We start from the raw sequence: 15,405 nt of genomic DNA, 5'->3' as shown, positions 1-15,405 counted from the left end.
CGCAGGTGAGGTGACCCGCGCCAGGGTCGTCGGGCGCGGGCCGTTCGTTGGGATCAGCGTGTCAGGTGCCCGACTTGATCGAGGTCCACAGGCGCGTGACCACGCGCTGCACCTTCGGATCGTAGGGAGTCGTGGTGTAGGTGTTGTCCAGCGTCTCCTCGTCCGGGTAGATCGCGGTATCGCCGATCACGTCCTCGTTCAGGAATTCCTGCGAGGCCTTGTTGCCGTTGGCGTAGTAGACGTAGTTCGACGCTGCGGCCATGTTCTCGGGGTCCATGATGAAGTTCAGGAACTTCATCGCGCCCTCCGGGTTCGGGGCGTCGACCGGGATCGCCATCTGGTCGAACCACATCTGCGCGCCTTCCTTCGGGATGATGTAGGCCACCTCGACGCCGTTGTCGGCCTCGGCGGCGCGGTCGCGGGCCTGAAGCACGTCGCCGGACCAGCCGACGGCCACGCAGATCTCGCCGTTGGCGAGCGCGTTGATGTACTCGGACGAGTGGAACTTCTGGATGTAGGGGCGGATCGGGGCGTAGACCTCTTCGGCCTTGGCGATCACGTCCGGGTCATGGCTGTCCGGGTCCTCGCCGATGTAGTTCAGCGCGGCGGGCAGCATCTCGGCCGGGGCGTCGAGGAAATGGACGCCGCATTCGGCGAGCTTTTCCATGTTCTCCGGCTTGAACACCAGGTCCCAGCTGTCGAGCGGGGCGTCCTCGCCCAGCAGTTCCTTGACCTTGGGGACGTTCACGCCGATGCCGGTGGTGCCCCACATGTAGTTGATGGCGTATTCGTTGCCGGGGTCGTACTTCGCCGTGCGCTCCTCGATGGTGTCCCACATGTTGTCGAGGTTGGGCAGCTGCTCCTTGTCGAGCTTCTGGAAGGCGCCGGCTGCGATCTGGCGCTGCAGGAAGGTGCCGGTGGGCACCACCACGTCATAGCCGGAGTTGCCGGCGAGCATCTTGGTCTCCAGCAGTTCGTTGGAGTCGAAGACGTCGTAGATCAGGTCGATGCCGGTTTCCTGCTCGAACTTCTCGAGCAGGCTTTCGTCGATGTAGTCCGACCAGTTGTAGACTCGCACCTCTTCGGCGGCAGCCATGGTGGCCAGCAGCGCCGCGGAGGCGGTCAGGCTCGCCAGGGTCGTCATAGGGGTCTTGGTCATCTCTTTCTCCCGTTGGTCGGGGGGTCTTCGGCGCCCCCGTGCCAGGATTTTGATCATAAGTTGCGCTGAGAGGCAACTTGCGCGATGTTTCCATGGCCTGATGACGGGTGCAAGCGGCTCTGGCCGCCGGATGCGTAATGGGGAGGCACGTGGTGACGAAAGCGGCAGATATACGCGACGGTGCGGGCCTTCCGGCGCATGAACAAGTCTACCGCGCCTTGCGCGAGATGGTGCTGTTCGGCGCGCTGGCCCCGGGCGAGCCGGTGACCATCCAGGGGCTGGTGGACCGCATGGGCGCGGGCATGACACCGGTGCGGGAGGCCCTGCGGCGCCTGACGGCGGAGGGCGCGCTGGCCGCGCTCGGCAACCGGCGGATCATGGTGCCGGTGCTGGACGCGGCGGCGGTGGCCGACCTGACGGAGGCGCGGCTGACCGTCGAGACACGGCTGGCGGAGCGCGCGGCGGAACGCATCGGCGCGGAGGCGGTGACGGCGCTGGCCGCGATCGACGCCCGTCTGGACCAGGCCATAGCCCGTGGCGACGTGGAGGCCTACCTGCGGGAGAACTTCGCCTTCCACGCGGCCCTGAACGCCGAGGCCAGCGCGCCGATCCTGACGTCGATGACCGAGGGGCTGTGGCTGCGATTCGGCCCGTCGCTGCGGGTGGTCTGCGGCCAGACCGGCACGCGCAACCTGCCCGACCGCCACAAGGACCTGCTGAAGGCGCTTCTGGCGCGGGATGCCGCGGCGGCCTCTGCCGCGATGGCGGGCGACGTGCGGCAGGGCATGGAGCTGATCGCGCAGAGCCTTTGATGCCGGGGCTTCGGGCCGGGGCGGGGCGTACCTCTTCCTGCGGAAGTCGGCCCGCCCGCCCCGGCCATCCCTTTTCGGGTGAGGAGCGGCGGGTTCGGCGCGTGTGGCGGTGTGGAGTCAGGTATTTTTGCCAAGATGAAGGAGCAGGGTTTGCCTGTCCGTGCGTGTCGGGAAGACGGGGGCGTTTGGGTGGTCCCGGCGTCGGGCCATCGGGGTGTCCGGGTCTCTGGTCGGGATCGGTCGTTCCGGGGCGAGTCGATTGACTTCGCAAAATTTGATCATATTCTGGCGCCAACTCTGACCGGAGGCGTTTCATGAACATCCTGACCATCAATTCCCCCACCGCCGAGCTGCAGGCCCTGGACGCGGCACACCACATCCACCCCTTCACCCATGCGAGCGGGCTGAAGGACAAGGGCGCGCGGATCATCACCCGGGCCGAGGGCTGCTGGCTGCAGGACAGCGAGGGCAACCGCATCCTCGACGCCATGGCGGGGCTTTGGTGCGTGAACGTGGGATACGGGCGCGAGGAACTGGCCGAGGTCGCCGCCCGGCAGATGCGCGACCTGCCGTTCTACAACACCTTCTTCCAGACCAGCCACGTGCCGGCGATCAACCTGGCCGCGCGGCTGGCGGAGCTGGCGCCGGGCGATCTGAACCACGTGTTCTTCGCCAACTCCGGGTCGGAGGCAAACGACACCAACCTGCGCATGGTGCGGACCTACTGGGCCGAGAAGGGCCAGCCGCAGCGCGACCAGATCATCGCGCGGTGGAACGGCTACCACGGGTCCTCGGTGGGGTCGGGCAGCCTTGGCGGGATGAAGGGCATCCACGCGCAGGGCGGCCTGCCGATCCCCGGCATCCACCACATCGACCAGCCGTACTGGTACCTCGAGGGCGGCGACATGACGCCGGAGGAGTTCGGGCTGGCGCGGGCGCGTCTGCTGGAGGAGAAGATCCTCGAGATCGGGCAGGACAAGGTCGCGGCCTTCATCGCCGAGCCGATCCAGGGTGCGGGCGGGGTGATCGTGCCGCCCTCGACCTACTGGCCGGAGATCCAGCGCATCGTCGACAAGTACGGGGTCCTGCTGATCGCCGACGAGGTGATCTGCGGCTTCGGCCGGACCGGCGAGTGGTTCGGGTCGCAGACCATGGACATCCGTCCCGACATCATGACCGTCGCGAAGGGGCTGTCCTCGGGCTACCAGCCGATCGGCGCGTCCATCGTGTCGGACGCGGTCGAGGCGGTGATCGGCGACGTGGAGTTCAACCACGGCTACACCTATTCCGGCCACCCGGTGGCCTGTGCCGTGGCGCTGGAGAACCTGCGCCTGCTGGACGAGGAAGGCATCGTGACGCGGGCGCGCGACCACGTGGCGCCCTACCTCAAGGAGCGCTTCGAATCGCTGACCGAACATCCGCTGGTGGGCGAGGCGACGATTGTCGGGCTGATGGGGTCCATCGCGCTGACGCCGGACAAGGCGTCGCGGGCGGAGTTCGCGGGCGAGGCGGGGCAGGCCGGCTACATCTGCCGGGAGCGGTGCTTTGCCAACAACCTGATCATGCGGCACGTGAACGACCGGATGATCATCTCTCCGCCGCTGGTGATTTCCCACGAGGAGATCGACACGCTGATCGAGCGGGCTTGGAAGAGCCTCGACGAGGCGCATGAGGCGCTGCAGGCACAGGGCCTGATGGTGGCGATGCCCACGGCCTGAAGGGTCGGGCGCGGCGTGTGGGACGCGCCGCGCCTATTGCGTTTGTCGCGGGGATCGCCGCGGGGCCCGGCGGAGTGTCCCGGGACAGGCCGGGGATCAGGTATTTATCACCAAGATGAAGGGACCGGGGTCTGGTCCCTTGCAGCGGGGATCGCGTGGCGGCCCGGCGAGGCGGCCCCGGTTCCCGCCGGGGCCTGTTCGTCGCGAGCGTGCCGGCTCAGGCCTTGATCCAGGTCTTGGCGGCGTCGAGATCGTCCGGGTCGAAGTGCTTGACCTTCGCGCCCGAGAGGTGGCCGAGACCGCGGGCGGCGAGTTTCTGCCAGGACGCCTTGCCCACCACCGCAGCCTTGTCGATCAGGTCGTAGTGGTTGCGGGCGATGCGGAAGTGCTGGTTCAGCGCGGCCAGCCCCTGCCAGCCGTCGAACTCCGTCAGGTCGAGGAGCAGGCGGAAGCGCGGGTTGGCGCGCACGAAGGCGTCCATGTCGCGCTCTTCCTCCTCCATCACCGCCGGGTCGAGCTTGCCGACCAGCTGGACATGCAGCACGCCGTCGCCGAGGTCGGTCTGGTGCATGGCGCCCAGCGATTCCTGCAGCCAGCGGCGCGCGTCGTCTTCCTGGCCCGGCGCGAAGGTGCGGACGGGGCAGGGCATGACCGGGCCGAAACCGCGCACGAGGCGCATCATCCAGCCGGGCTTGCCCACGACCGCGACGCGGTCGAAGCCCTTCCAGTGGCGCATCCCGAGTTCCGCGTCGTCGAGCATCGCGCCGATGGAAAACTCGGCGTCGTCCTCGATGACGGTCAGGATGCGGATGCGGTCGTGTTCCTCGATCGCCTTGTCGAGCGCGGGGATGAGCCGGTCCTCGTAGTCGTCCTCGCGGATGCGGCCGGACATGCGGACTTCGTAGTGGCCCTTCGGGGGCAGGGGGGTGATGGTGATCATGGTGCCTCTCCTTCTGGGGGACCCCCGGACAACGCCCGGGGGACCTTCTGGTTTCAGCATGCCATTGCGCAAGCCGCGTGACGTTGCGCTGGATCATGTGGCCGCCCGGGCGGCGGCCATCGGGCGCTCAGCCGGCGGGCACCTTCTTCGGCGCGCCGGAGCCCATGTCGGTGCCGGTGTAGGCCTTCTTTGCCTGCTTCCAGGCGCCGAAGCCGCCCTCCATATGGGCGATGGTCTTCACGCCGGCCTCGATGGCGGCGCGGCTGACCTTCTCGGACCGCACGCCGGAGCCGCAGTGGAACACGATGCGCTTGTCGGACTGGCCGGGCAGCGCATCGGCCCTGAAGAAGGCCATGGGCATCAGCAGCGCGCCCTCGATGTGTTCGAACATGTATTCCTGCGGGGTGCGGACGTCGATCAGGACGATCTCGCCCTTCTGCATCGCGGTCTCGACCTCGTCGGGGGTCCATGTCTCGAACGTGGCGTCGTTTATGGTTTCGGTCTTCATGATCTGTCTCCTCAGAACCTGTTCGCGGGGATCTTGAAATAATGGTTGCCGTCGGACTCGGCGGGGGGCAAGCGCCCGCCCCGGAGGTTGACCTGCAGCGCGTGCAGCATCCGGTCGGGCAGGGACAGCGTTGCGTCGCGTTCGTCGCGCAGCTTGCGGTACTCGGCCTCGGTCACGTTGCCGCCGATGTGCTTGTTGCGGGCGCGGTGCTCGGCCACGGTGGCCTCCCACGCCGGGTCCTCTCGCCCGTCCACCGGGGGATAGTCGTGGCCGACGTTCAGGCGGGTGTCGTCGGGCAAGGACAGGATCGCCTGCAGCGAGTCCCACAGATCCTTCGACGAGCCGCCGGGGAAGTCGGCGCGCGAGGTGCCGGAATCGACGTGCATGAAGGTGTCGTGCACGAAGGCGGCGTCGCCCATGACATAGGTGATCGAGCCCAGCGTGTGGCCGGGGGACAGCATGACCTTCACGTCGATCTCGCCCAGCCTGAAGGTGTCGCCGTCGGCGAAGAGCCGGTCGAAGTCGCGGTCCGGGTCGAAGGCATCGGGCAGGTTGTAGAGCTTGCGCCAAAGTTCGGCGATCTCGTGCACCTTCTCGCCGATGGCGGTGGGCGCGCCGGTCTGTTCCTTCAGCCATGCAGAGGCCATGAGGTGATCGGCATGCGGGTGGGTGTCGAGGATCCACTCGACGCTGAGCCCCTTGTCCCTGACGAAATCCAGCACTTCCTGCGCGCTGTCCGTGCGGGTGCGGCCCGCCGGTGCGTCGAAGTCGAGCACCACGTCGATCAGCGCGGCCTTCTTCGTCGCGGGGTCCGCGGCCACGTACATGATGGAACCGGTGTCGGAGTCGTAGAAGCCTGTGACCTCGGGCGAACCTGTGCCGGTCGATGGGCTGGTTCGGGTGAACATGGGTGTCTCCTTGTGTCTTTGCGTTGTGTCGTTGGCGTGTTTGACATTCACGTAGTCGAATATAAACGGGGAACAAGGGGGCCGGTTCCACGGCGGATCGCTGCCCTTTTTCTGCGCAGGCGAAAAGACCTGTCGTCGCAAGGCACTTAACGGGGCTTTGCAGCCGGCGCGGCGGCGGGCTAACTTCGTGGAAAATACGAAAAAGAGGGACACGGCATGTACGATTTCGCCACCATCGGCGCCTGGATGGAGTTCGCCGTCCGATGGCTGCATGTCATCACCGCCATCGCCTGGATCGGGTCGTCGTTCTATTTCATCGCGCTGGACCTCGGGCTGCACCGGGACCGCAACCTCGCCTCGGGCGCGGACGGCGAGGAATGGCAGGTGCACGGCGGCGGTTTCTACCACATCCAGAAGTACCTCGTGGCGCCGGACCAGATGCCCGGCGACCTCGTGTGGTTCAAATGGGAAAGCTACTGGACGTGGATCTCGGGCTTTGCCCTGCTGACCATCGTCTATTACTTCGGGGCGGAATTCTACCTTGTCGACCCGAGCGTCGCGGATATTGCCGGGTGGCAGGCGATCGGCATCTCGATACTGTCGCTGGTGCTGGGCTGGGTGGCCTACGACCAGATCTGCAAGTCGCCCATCGGCAAGAACATGAACCTGCTGATGGTCGTGCTGTTCGTCATCATCGTGCTGATGGCGCTGTTCTACACCTCGGTCTTCAGCGGGCGGGCGGCGATGCTGCACCTCGGCGCCTTCACCGCGACGATCATGACCGGAAACGTGGTCAACATCATCATTCCGAACCAGAAGATCGTGGTGGCGGACCTGCTGGCCGGGCGGAAACCCGATCCGAAGTACGGCTACATCGCCAAGCAGCGGTCGACGCACAACAACTACCTGACGCTGCCGGTGCTGTTCCTGATGCTGTCGAACCACTACCCGCTGGCCTTTGCGAGCGAATACAACTGGTTGATCGCGTCGCTGGTGTTCCTGATGGGGGTCACGATCCGGCACTTCTTCAACACGATGCACGCGCGGAAGGGCAATCCGCACTGGACGTGGCTGGCCACGGCGATCCTGTTCATCATCGTGATGTGGCTGTCGACCGCGCCGCTCTACCGCGACGATCCGGTGGAAGAGGCGCAGGGCGCGGCGTTGCGCTATGCCGAGGCGGAGGGCTTCGACGAGGTGCACGACATCGTGCTGGGCCGCTGTTCGATGTGCCACGCGGCGGAACCTGGATACGGTCCGTTCCTCTGGCCGCCAAAGAACGTGCGGCTGGAAACCGCGGATCAGATCGCGCGGCAGGCGCGGGCGATCTACCTTCAGGCTGGCGTGACGCATGCGATGCCGCCGGCCAACCTGTCCTACATGGAAGAAGAAGAGCGCGCTGCCATCCGTCGCTGGTTCAGGGCGGCGGAAGAGGGCTGAGCGACAAGAGGTCCGGCTGGGGCCAGGCGTCGCCGTCTTGCCCCGGTCTTGATGAAACGGCCCGCGTCTCTGCGCGGGTCGTCTTTATTTGCGCGCGACAGAAACCGGCTGGAACCAGGTCTTTGCGAAGGCTTCGCCGTACAGAGACGAAATCGTTTCGAACGCAATCAGGGGCACTAGCATCTTCGTTTCCTTTCCCTTGTGAACGCTAACATATTCTTTAAACTTTATTAACGCAAGAAAGTTTCGTGGGACATGATACAAAGGTACATATGTTGCCCCTGTATCACGTATCACCGTTAAGATTTCGTCACGCTACGCGCGGCGCATGGTTCCAGAATCGGCATGGCCCTGCTAGGTCTGGTGGCATGAATACCCATGACCCCAATATGCGCCCGGTTATCCGACAACTCGACGACGCGGCTGTCAACCGTATTGCGGCGGGCGAGGTTGTCGAACGGCCTGCCTCGGCGGTCAAGGAACTGGTGGAAAACGCTATAGACGCGGGCGCGCGCCGGGTGGGAATCGAGATCGCGGATGGCGGCAAGACCCTGATCCGGGTCACCGACGACGGCTGCGGCATGACCGGGGCGGAGCTGCCCCTGGCCCTGTCGCGCCATGCCACGTCGAAGATCGACGGCTCCGATTTGCTGGACATCCACTCCTTCGGGTTCCGCGGAGAGGCGCTGCCCTCGCTGGGCGCGGTGGGGCGGCTGACGCTGCAAAGCCGGGTGCGCGGCGAGGCCGGGGTGGAGCTTTCGGTCGAGGGCGGCGTGATGAGCGCCGTGAAACCCTGCGCGCTGAACGGCGGCACGGTGGTCACGCTGCGCGACCTGTTCTACGCCACCCCCGCGCGGCTGAAGTTCCTGCGCACCGACCGGGCGGAGACGCAGGCGATCTCCGACACGGTGAAGCGGCTGGCGATGGCGGAACCGGCGGTGGGCTTCACCCTGCGCGACGTGTCCGGCGGGGGCGACCGCGTCACCTTCCGGGTTGAGCCGGAGACCGGCGACCTCTTCGATGCGCTGCGCGGGCGGCTGTCGCGGATCATGGGGGCGGAGTTCACCGACAACGCGCTGGCGGTGGAGTCGGAGCGCGAGGGTTTCCGCCTGACCGGCTATGCCGCGCTGCCGACATATTCGCGCGGCACGGCGGTGGCGCAGTACCTCTTCGTCAATGGCCGCCCCGTCCGCGACAAGATGCTGATCGGCGCGCTGCGCGGCGCCTACCAAGACTTCCTGTCGCGCGAACGGCACCCTGCGGTGGCGCTGTTCGTCGATTGCGACCCGCACAAGGTGGACGTGAACGTGCACCCGGCGAAATCCGAAGTGCGCTTTCGCGATCCCGGCGTGGTGCGTGGCCTGATCGTGACGACCCTCCGTCACGCGCTGGCGCAGGCGGGGCACCGGGCCTCGTCCACCGTGGCGGCGGCGACGCTGGACGCGATGCGCCCGGAGGCCGGGCAGTCCTACGCGTCGCACCCGCATGCGGCGCTTGGCGCGGCGCCCGAGCCGGTGAGCGGCCCGCGCGTCTACCAGATGGACCGCCCCTCGCTTGGCGCACGCGCGGCGGCCTACCGGGCGCAGGCCCCGGCGCCGGGCTTCGCCGATCTGGGCGACAGCTATTCCGGCCGCGTGGTGGAGACGGCGCCTGTGGCCGAAGCGCCCGCCGAGGATGTGACACGCCGCCCGCTGGGCGCTGCGCGCGGGCAGGTGCACGAGAACTACATCATCGCCCAGACCGAGGACGGTGTGGTGATCGTCGACCAGCACGCGGCGCACGAACGGCTGGTCTATGAAAAGCTGAAGCGCCAGATGGCGGAAAACGGCGTGCCCGCGCAGGCGCTGCTGATCCCGGACGTGGTCGACCTGTCCTCGGACGACGCGGCGCGGCTGCTTGCCGTGGCGGACGACCTGTCGCGCATGGGCCTGACGGTGGAACCCTTCGGCGCGGGCGCCATCGCGGTGCGCGAAACCCCCGCGATCCTCGGCGAGGTGGACAGCCAGGGCCTGATCCGTGACATCCTCGACGAGCTGGACGACATGGGCGAAACCTCCCTCGTGCAGGAAAAGATCGAGGCGATCCTGAGCCGGGTCGCCTGCCACGGCTCCATCCGGTCGGGGCGCGTTATGCGGGCCGAGGAAATGAATGCGCTGCTGCGCGAGATGGAGGCGACCCCCCATTCCGGCCAGTGCAACCATGGCCGCCCGACCTACGTGGAACTGAAACTGTCTGACATCGAACGGCTTTTTGGGAGATCTTGATGCCGCGCTATAAAAGGACCGATGGAAAGAAAGCAGGTGCAAGAGCTGTTCTTCATAAATACGACAACACAGCAAAACTGGAGATTGAGCTCTTGCATTCGGAAGCTCTAAATTTGATGGCCATGGCGGTCTCAAATCGAGGACGGCTTTCCTGCCAGCTCAACGTCGGCGGAGTTCCGATTGACGTCGATGTGGTCGGTGCGCGAATTGACTCCTTGGACAAAAAAGATCGAAAAATCGGAGGCACCGGCGTTATTTCGTTCGGATCGATTGAACGAACATGATCGCGTTGGGCGGGGTGACGCTGGACCTGATCGATCCGCTGGTGCTGGCCGGGCTGGCGGGTGTGGCGGTGGTGCTGCTGATCCTGCTTCTGCTGGTGATGACGGTGCGCGCGGCGGGGCGGTCTGCCCGGGCGGTGGAGCCGCTGGGCCAGTTGGCGCGCCGGGTGCAGGCCCTGTCGGACGGACAGGAGCGGCTGGCCGGCGGTCTGCATCACGTCAGCGAGGCGCAGGCGGCGAGCCAGTCGGCGATGATCCAGTTGATGGAGCAGCGGCTGGCCGAGGTGCAGGAGCGCATGGCCGAGAACCTGCACGGCTCTGCCCGGCGCACGGCCCGCTCGCTTGGCGAATTGCAGGAGCGGTTGCAGGTCATCGACAAGGCGCAGGCCAACATCACGCGTCTTTCGGGCGACGTGCTGTCGTTGCAGGACATCCTGTCGAACAAGCAGACGCGCGGCGCCTTCGGCGAGATCCAGTTGACCGATATCGTGTCGAAGGCGCTGCCCTCGGACAGCTACACGCTGCAGGCCACGCTTTCGAACGGGCGGCGGGCGGATTGCCTGATCCACCTGCCGAACCCGCCGGGGCCGATCGTGGTGGACGCGAAGTTCCCGCTGGAGGGCTACGAGGCGATGCGCCGCGCCGAAACGCCCGAGCAGGTGACCCGCGCCGCGCAGGCCTTCCGGATGTCTGTCCGCAAGCACATCCGCGACATTTCCGACCGCTACCTGATCGAGGGCGAGACGGCGGATGGCGCGCTGATGTTCCTGCCGTCCGAGGCGATCTACGCGGAATTGCACGCCAATTTCCCGGAGCTGGTGCGGGAGGGGTTCACCGCCCGCGTCTGGATCGTTTCGCCGACCACCTGCATGGCGACGCTGAACACGATGCGGGCGATTCTCAAGGATGCGCGGATGCGGGCGCAGGCGGGGGCGATCCGGAAGGAATTGCACGCGCTGTCCGGCGATCTGGAGCGTCTGGGCATCCGTGTCGGCAACCTCGACCGGCATTTCGGGATGGCCGCGAAGGACATCGAAGACATTCGCATCAGCGCCGACAAGGCCGGTAAGCGGGCGAGAAGACTGGATAATTTCGATTTCGAGGAACTGTCCGAAGAGCCTTTGGTGCTGACCGACCGGACCGCGCAGCCGGTTCCGCAGAAGTAGTTTAACACTGAACTATTAGCTATGCGCTCCGCGTCCCAAGTTATGCGCCCCGCGCATGGACGTTATGCGGCGGGTAATCTGCCGCTCCGTCACGCCCCCTGATAGACCCCACTTTAACCATGGGAGGATTGTGCTAGGCTTCTCCCCAATGGGCAGTTTGCTTCGGCAAGGCTGTGGAATTGTTTAGAGCTAAACCAATGCCGCACTGCGGCATCGGTGGCAGGAGGAGAATACATGAAAGACGCTCCCCAGGATCTTGATCCGGTCGAATCCCAGGAATGGCAGGAAGCCATCGAGGATGTGATCGAGCGCGACGGTGCGGACCGTGCGCATTTCCTGTTGGACAAGGCGGTTCAGCGCGCAAGGGCAGCCGGGGCAAGGCTGCCCTTTTCTGCGACGACCCCTTACCAGAACACCATTTCGCCGGACGACGAGGTCGACATGCCCGGCGATGCGGAGATGGAATGGCGCATCCGCACCATCAACCGCTGGAACGCCATGGCGACGGTGGTGAAGCGGAACAAGGAATCCTCCGAATACGGCGGCCACATCGCATCGTTCGCGTCCTCTGCCGCGCTCTATGACGTGGGCCTCAACCACTTCTGGCGCTCCAAGAGCGCGATCCACGGCGGCGATCTGGTGTTCTTCCAGGGCCACGTGATCCCCGGCATCTACGCGCGCTCCTTCATGGAGGGCCGGATCAGCGAGGAGCAGCTGAAGCTGTTCCGTTCCGAAGTCGGCGGCGAGGGTCTTTCCTCCTACCCGCACCCCTGGCTGATGCCCGACTACTGGCAGTTCCCGACGGTCAGCATGGGCCTCGGCCCGCTGATGGCGATCTACCAGGCACGGTTCATGAAATACATGCACAACCGCGGCCACATCGACATGGGCGACCGCAAGGTCTGGGCCTTCCTCGGCGACGGCGAGATGGACGAGCCGGAATCGCTGGGCGCCATCCACCTGGCCGCCCGCGAAGGGCTCGACAACCTGATCTTCGTGGTGAACTGCAACCTGCAGCGCCTCGACGGTCCGGTGCGCGGCAACTCCAAGATCGTGCAGGAGCTCGAGGGCAACTTCCGCGGCTCCGGCTGGGATGTCATCAAGCTGCTCTGGGGCCGGGGCTGGGACGAGCTTCTGGAACAGGACACCTCCGGCAAGCTGCGCCAGCTGATGGACGAGACCATCGACGGCGACTACCAGACCTTCAAGTCGAAGGACGGCGCCTACATCCGCAAGCATTTCTTTGGCAAGTACCCGGAGACCGCCGAACTGGTGAAGGACTGGACCGACGACCAGATCTGGGCGCTGCGCCGCGGCGGCCACGATCCGAAGAAGGTCTACAACGCCTTCCTGCGCGCCACGAAGTCCGAAGGTCAGCCGACCGTCCTGCTGGTGAAGACCGTCAAGGGCTACGGCATGGGCACCGCCGGCGAGGGCCAGAACACCACCCACCAGCAGAAGAAGATGCAGGTGGACCAGCTCAAGGCGATGCGCGACCGCTTCCGCATCCCGGTGACCGACGAGGAACTGGAAAAGGGCGACGCGCCCTTCGTGACGCTGAACAACGCGCAGAAGGCCTACCTTGCCGAGAAGCGCAAGGAACTGGGCGGGGCCTTCCCCAAGCGGTTCACCGACGCGCCGAAGCTGGAGATCCCGCAACTCGACGCTTTCAAGAAGGAGCTGCAGGATTCCGGCGACCGCGAGTTCTCGACCACGATGGCCTTTGTCCGCATCCTGACCACGCTCCTGCGGGACAAGAAGGTGGGCAAGCAGGTCGTGCCGATCGTGCCGGACGAAAGCCGCACCTTCGGGATGGAAGGGCTGTTCCGGTCGGTGGGCATCTACAATCCGAAGGGGCAGCTTTATACCCCCGAAGACCGTGAACAGATGTCCTACTACAAGGAATCGAAGGACGGCCAGGTGCTGCAGGAAGGCATCAACGAGGCCGGTGCCATGGCGGACTGGATCGCGGCGGCAACGTCGTATTCCAACCACGGCGTCCCGATGATCCCGTTCTACATCTACTACTCGATGTTCGGCTTCCAGCGGATCGGCGATCTCGCCTGGGCCGCCGGTGACAGCCGTGCGCGCGGCTTCATGCTGGGTGGCACCGCCGGGCGGACCACGCTGAACGGCGAGGGCCTGCAGCACGAGGACGGCCACAGCCACATCCTTGCCGGGACCATCCCGAACTGCATCAGCTACGACCCGACCTTCTCCTACGAGGTGGCGGTGATCGTGCAGAACGGCCTGCAGCGGATGTTCGTGGACCAGGAGGACGTCTACTTCTACCTGACCCTGATGAACGAGAACTACCATCACCCGGAAATGCCGATGGGCGCCGAAGAGGGCATCATCAAGGGCCTCTACCGGATGAAGAAGGCCGACAAGCCCGCCAAGAAGCACGTCAACCTGATGGGCTCCGGCACGATCCTCGTGCAGGCGATCAAGGCAGCGAAGATGCTGGAGGAGGACTTTGCCGTCACTTCCGACATCTGGTCGGCGACCTCGTTCAACGAACTCGCCCGCGACTACCAGGACTGCGAGCGGCACAACCGTCTCAACCCGTTCGCGGAAGAGCGGGTGCCCTACATCACCCAGACCCTGACCAACGTGCAGGGCCCGATCGTGGTGGCGACCGACTACATGAAGAACTACGCCGAACAGGTGCGCGGTGCGGTCAAGCAGCGCTTCACCGTGCTGGGCACCGACGGCTTCGGCCGCTCGGACAGCCGGGTGAACCTGCGCAAGTTCTTCGAGGTGGACGCCAACCACATCGCCGCCGCGGCGATGGTGGACCTTTGGCGCGAAGGCGTCGTCTCGGACAAGGATCTCGAGGCGGCCATGAAGAAATACGACATCGACGGCGGCAAGCCGAACCCGCGTTTGGTTTGACGGCACGAGGAGGGAATACGAATGGCAACCGAAGTTAAAGTGCCGGACATCGGCGATTTCACCGATGTCCCGGTGGTCAGCATCCTTGTGAGCGTCGGCGACACCGTCGCGGAAGAGGACGCGCTGATCGAACTGGAATCCGACAAGGCGACGATGGAAGTGCCGTCGTCCGCCGCGGGCAAGGTGAAGGAGATCCTGGTCTCCGAAGGCGACAAGGTGTCCGAAGGCACCGTCATCATCCTGCTGGAAGGCGACGACGCGGGCGCCGCCAAGGAAGAGAAGTCCGAGGCGCCCAAGGAAGAGTCGAAGGACACCTCCAAGAGCGAATCCAAGGACGCGCCGAAGGAGTCCTCTGCCGGACAGCAGGCCGCCCCGGCGCCCTCTGCCGTGACCGACAAGGGGTTCAACAAGGTCCACGCCTCGCCGTCCGTCCGGGCATTCGCCCGCCGGGTCGAGGTCGACCTCGCCCATGTGAACGGGTCGGGCCGCAAGGGCCGCATCCTGCGCGAGGACGTGGAAAAGGCGCTGAAGGGCCAGGCTGCTCCGGCTGCGGGTGCACCCGCGGCGTCCGGTGGCATGGGCATTCCGCCGATCCCGAAGGTCGACTTCTCGAAGTTCGGGCCTGTTGAGGACGTGGAAATGCCGCGGATCAAGAAGATCTCCGGCCCCGCGCTGCACCGCTCGTGGCTGAACATCCCGCATGTCACCCACAACGACGAAGCCGACATCACCGAGCTGGACAAGTACCGCAAGGAAATGGACACGATGGCCAAGGAAGACGGCTATCGCGTCACGCTGCTGTCCTTCGTGATCAAGGCCTCGGTCTCGGCGCTGAAGGAGCACTGGGAAGTGAACTCGTCGATCCACCCGGACGGCGACAAGCTGATCAAGAAGGACTTCTACAACATCGGCTTCGCGGCGGACACGCCGAACGGCCTGATGGTGCCGGTCATCAAGGACGCCGACCGCAAGGGCCTGGTGGAGATATCCAAGGACCTGATGGAGCTCAGCTCCAAGGCCCGCAAGGGGGAGCTGAAGTCCGGCGACATGCAGGGCGCGACCTTCACCATCTCGTCGCTCGGCGGGATCGGCGGCACGTCCTTCACCCCCATCGTGAACGCGCCGGAGGTGGCGATCCTCGGCCTCACCCGGTCGAAGATGGCCCCGGTCTGGGACGGCGAACAGTTCGTCCCGCGCCTCATGCAGCCGCTGTCGCTGTCCTATGACCACCGTGCCATCGACGGCGCGCTTGCCGCACGCTTCTGCGTGACGCTCAAGACGCTGCTCGGCGACATGCGCAAGCTGATGTGGTGA

The 15,405-nt window shown here is 65.6% G+C and carries 12 protein-coding genes; 8 read left to right on the top strand and 4 right to left on the bottom strand.

Going from position 1 to position 15,405, the window contains the following annotated elements:
• Window positions 1–61: 61 nt before the first annotated feature.
• Window positions 62–1,159, bottom strand: coding sequence for a polyamine ABC transporter substrate-binding protein (locus tag CDO87_RS09290; protein WP_198521858.1), 1,098 nt, complete (start codon window positions 1,157–1,159; stop codon window positions 62–64).
• A gap of 149 nt (window positions 1,160–1,308) precedes the next feature.
• Here CDO87_RS09290 and CDO87_RS09285 point away from each other — a divergent pair, with 149 nt between their 5' ends.
• Together CDO87_RS09285 and CDO87_RS09280 are read left to right on the top strand one after the other, a co-directional pair.
• The gene (locus CDO87_RS09285) at window positions 1,309–1,971 is read left to right on the top strand and encodes a GntR family transcriptional regulator (protein ID WP_100930898.1); all 663 of its coding nucleotides are present in this window, start codon (window positions 1,309–1,311) and stop codon (window positions 1,969–1,971) included.
• A 314-nt stretch (window positions 1,972–2,285) separates the two neighbouring features.
• Entirely contained in the window at window positions 2,286–3,689 is a 1,404-nt protein-coding gene (locus CDO87_RS09280) for an aspartate aminotransferase family protein (RefSeq protein WP_100928515.1), read from the top strand.
• A gap of 217 nt (window positions 3,690–3,906) precedes the next feature.
• Here CDO87_RS09280 and CDO87_RS09275 read toward each other — a convergent pair whose 3' ends face one another.
• From CDO87_RS09275 to CDO87_RS09265, 3 genes are all read right to left on the bottom strand, one after another.
• Window positions 3,907–4,629 carry an STAS/SEC14 domain-containing protein gene (locus tag CDO87_RS09275; RefSeq protein ID WP_198521856.1) on the bottom strand — a complete coding sequence of 241 codons (723 nt, stop codon included), beginning with the start codon at window positions 4,627–4,629 and terminating at the stop codon, window positions 3,907–3,909.
• A 127-nt stretch (window positions 4,630–4,756) separates the two neighbouring features.
• Entirely contained in the window at window positions 4,757–5,137 is a 381-nt protein-coding gene (locus CDO87_RS09270; protein ID WP_100928513.1) for a rhodanese-like domain-containing protein, read from the bottom strand.
• An 11-nt stretch (window positions 5,138–5,148) separates the two neighbouring features.
• Complete coding sequence (locus CDO87_RS09265) at window positions 5,149–6,045, bottom strand: MBL fold metallo-hydrolase (RefSeq protein ID WP_100928512.1); 897 nt, start codon at window positions 6,043–6,045, stop codon at window positions 5,149–5,151.
• 216 nt (window positions 6,046–6,261) lie between these two features.
• Between CDO87_RS09265 and CDO87_RS09260 the strand changes: the two genes are divergently transcribed.
• The 6 genes from CDO87_RS09260 (at window position 6,262) to aceF (ending at window position 15,405) form a co-directional block, all read left to right on the top strand.
• Window positions 6,262–7,485 (top strand): urate hydroxylase PuuD, encoded by a 1,224-nt coding sequence (locus CDO87_RS09260; RefSeq protein ID WP_100928511.1) that lies wholly within the window; start codon window positions 6,262–6,264, stop codon window positions 7,483–7,485.
• A 368-nt stretch (window positions 7,486–7,853) separates the two neighbouring features.
• Complete coding sequence (mutL, locus tag CDO87_RS09255) at window positions 7,854–9,749, top strand: DNA mismatch repair endonuclease MutL (RefSeq protein ID WP_100928510.1); 1,896 nt, start codon at window positions 7,854–7,856, stop codon at window positions 9,747–9,749.
• Window positions 9,749–10,033, top strand: coding sequence for a hypothetical protein (locus tag CDO87_RS26705; protein WP_157814955.1), 285 nt, complete (start codon window positions 9,749–9,751; stop codon window positions 10,031–10,033). The genes mutL and CDO87_RS26705 overlap by 1 nt, the downstream gene beginning before the upstream one ends.
• Window positions 10,030–11,196 carry a DNA recombination protein RmuC gene (locus CDO87_RS09250; protein ID WP_100928509.1) on the top strand — a complete coding sequence of 389 codons (1,167 nt, stop codon included), beginning with the start codon at window positions 10,030–10,032 and terminating at the stop codon, window positions 11,194–11,196. Before CDO87_RS26705 ends, CDO87_RS09250 begins: the two co-directional genes overlap by 4 nt.
• Before the next feature lie 234 nt (window positions 11,197–11,430).
• Complete coding sequence (aceE, locus tag CDO87_RS09245) at window positions 11,431–14,091, top strand: pyruvate dehydrogenase (acetyl-transferring), homodimeric type (protein ID WP_100928508.1); 2,661 nt, start codon at window positions 11,431–11,433, stop codon at window positions 14,089–14,091.
• 21 nt (window positions 14,092–14,112) lie between these two features.
• Window positions 14,113–15,405, top strand: coding sequence for a dihydrolipoyllysine-residue acetyltransferase (gene aceF / locus CDO87_RS09240; protein WP_100928507.1), 1,293 nt, complete (start codon window positions 14,113–14,115; stop codon window positions 15,403–15,405).

This window comes from Sagittula sp. P11 (genome assembly GCF_002814095.1).
Classification (GTDB): domain Bacteria; phylum Pseudomonadota; class Alphaproteobacteria; order Rhodobacterales; family Rhodobacteraceae; genus Sagittula.
The sequence above is the reverse complement of the archived record's forward strand: the minus strand, read 5'-3'. Positions and strand labels throughout refer to the sequence as shown.

Bases quoted from the DNA above. Each gene is read 5' to 3' on its own strand.
- aceF (WP_100928507.1), top strand. From the start codon at position 14,113: ATGGCAACCGAAGTTAAAGTGCCGGACATCGGCGATTTCACCGATGTC.
- CDO87_RS09250 (WP_100928509.1), top strand. From the start codon at position 10,030: ATGATCGCGTTGGGCGGGGTGACGCTGGACCTGATCGATCCGCTGGTG.
- CDO87_RS09290 (WP_198521858.1), bottom strand. From the start codon at position 1,159: ATGACCAAGACCCCTATGACGACCCTGGCGAGCCTGACCGCCTCCGCG.
- CDO87_RS09265 (WP_100928512.1), bottom strand. From the start codon at position 6,045: ATGTTCACCCGAACCAGCCCATCGACCGGCACAGGTTCGCCCGAGGTC.
- CDO87_RS09260 (WP_100928511.1), top strand. From the start codon at position 6,262: ATGTACGATTTCGCCACCATCGGCGCCTGGATGGAGTTCGCCGTCCGA.
- CDO87_RS26705 (WP_157814955.1), top strand. From the start codon at position 9,749: ATGCCGCGCTATAAAAGGACCGATGGAAAGAAAGCAGGTGCAAGAGCT.
- aceE (WP_100928508.1), top strand. From the start codon at position 11,431: ATGAAAGACGCTCCCCAGGATCTTGATCCGGTCGAATCCCAGGAATGG.
- CDO87_RS09270 (WP_100928513.1), bottom strand. From the start codon at position 5,137: ATGAAGACCGAAACCATAAACGACGCCACGTTCGAGACATGGACCCCC.
- CDO87_RS09280 (WP_100928515.1), top strand. From the start codon at position 2,286: ATGAACATCCTGACCATCAATTCCCCCACCGCCGAGCTGCAGGCCCTG.
- mutL (WP_100928510.1), top strand. From the start codon at position 7,854: ATGAATACCCATGACCCCAATATGCGCCCGGTTATCCGACAACTCGAC.
- CDO87_RS09275 (WP_198521856.1), bottom strand. From the start codon at position 4,629: ATGATCACCATCACCCCCCTGCCCCCGAAGGGCCACTACGAAGTCCGC.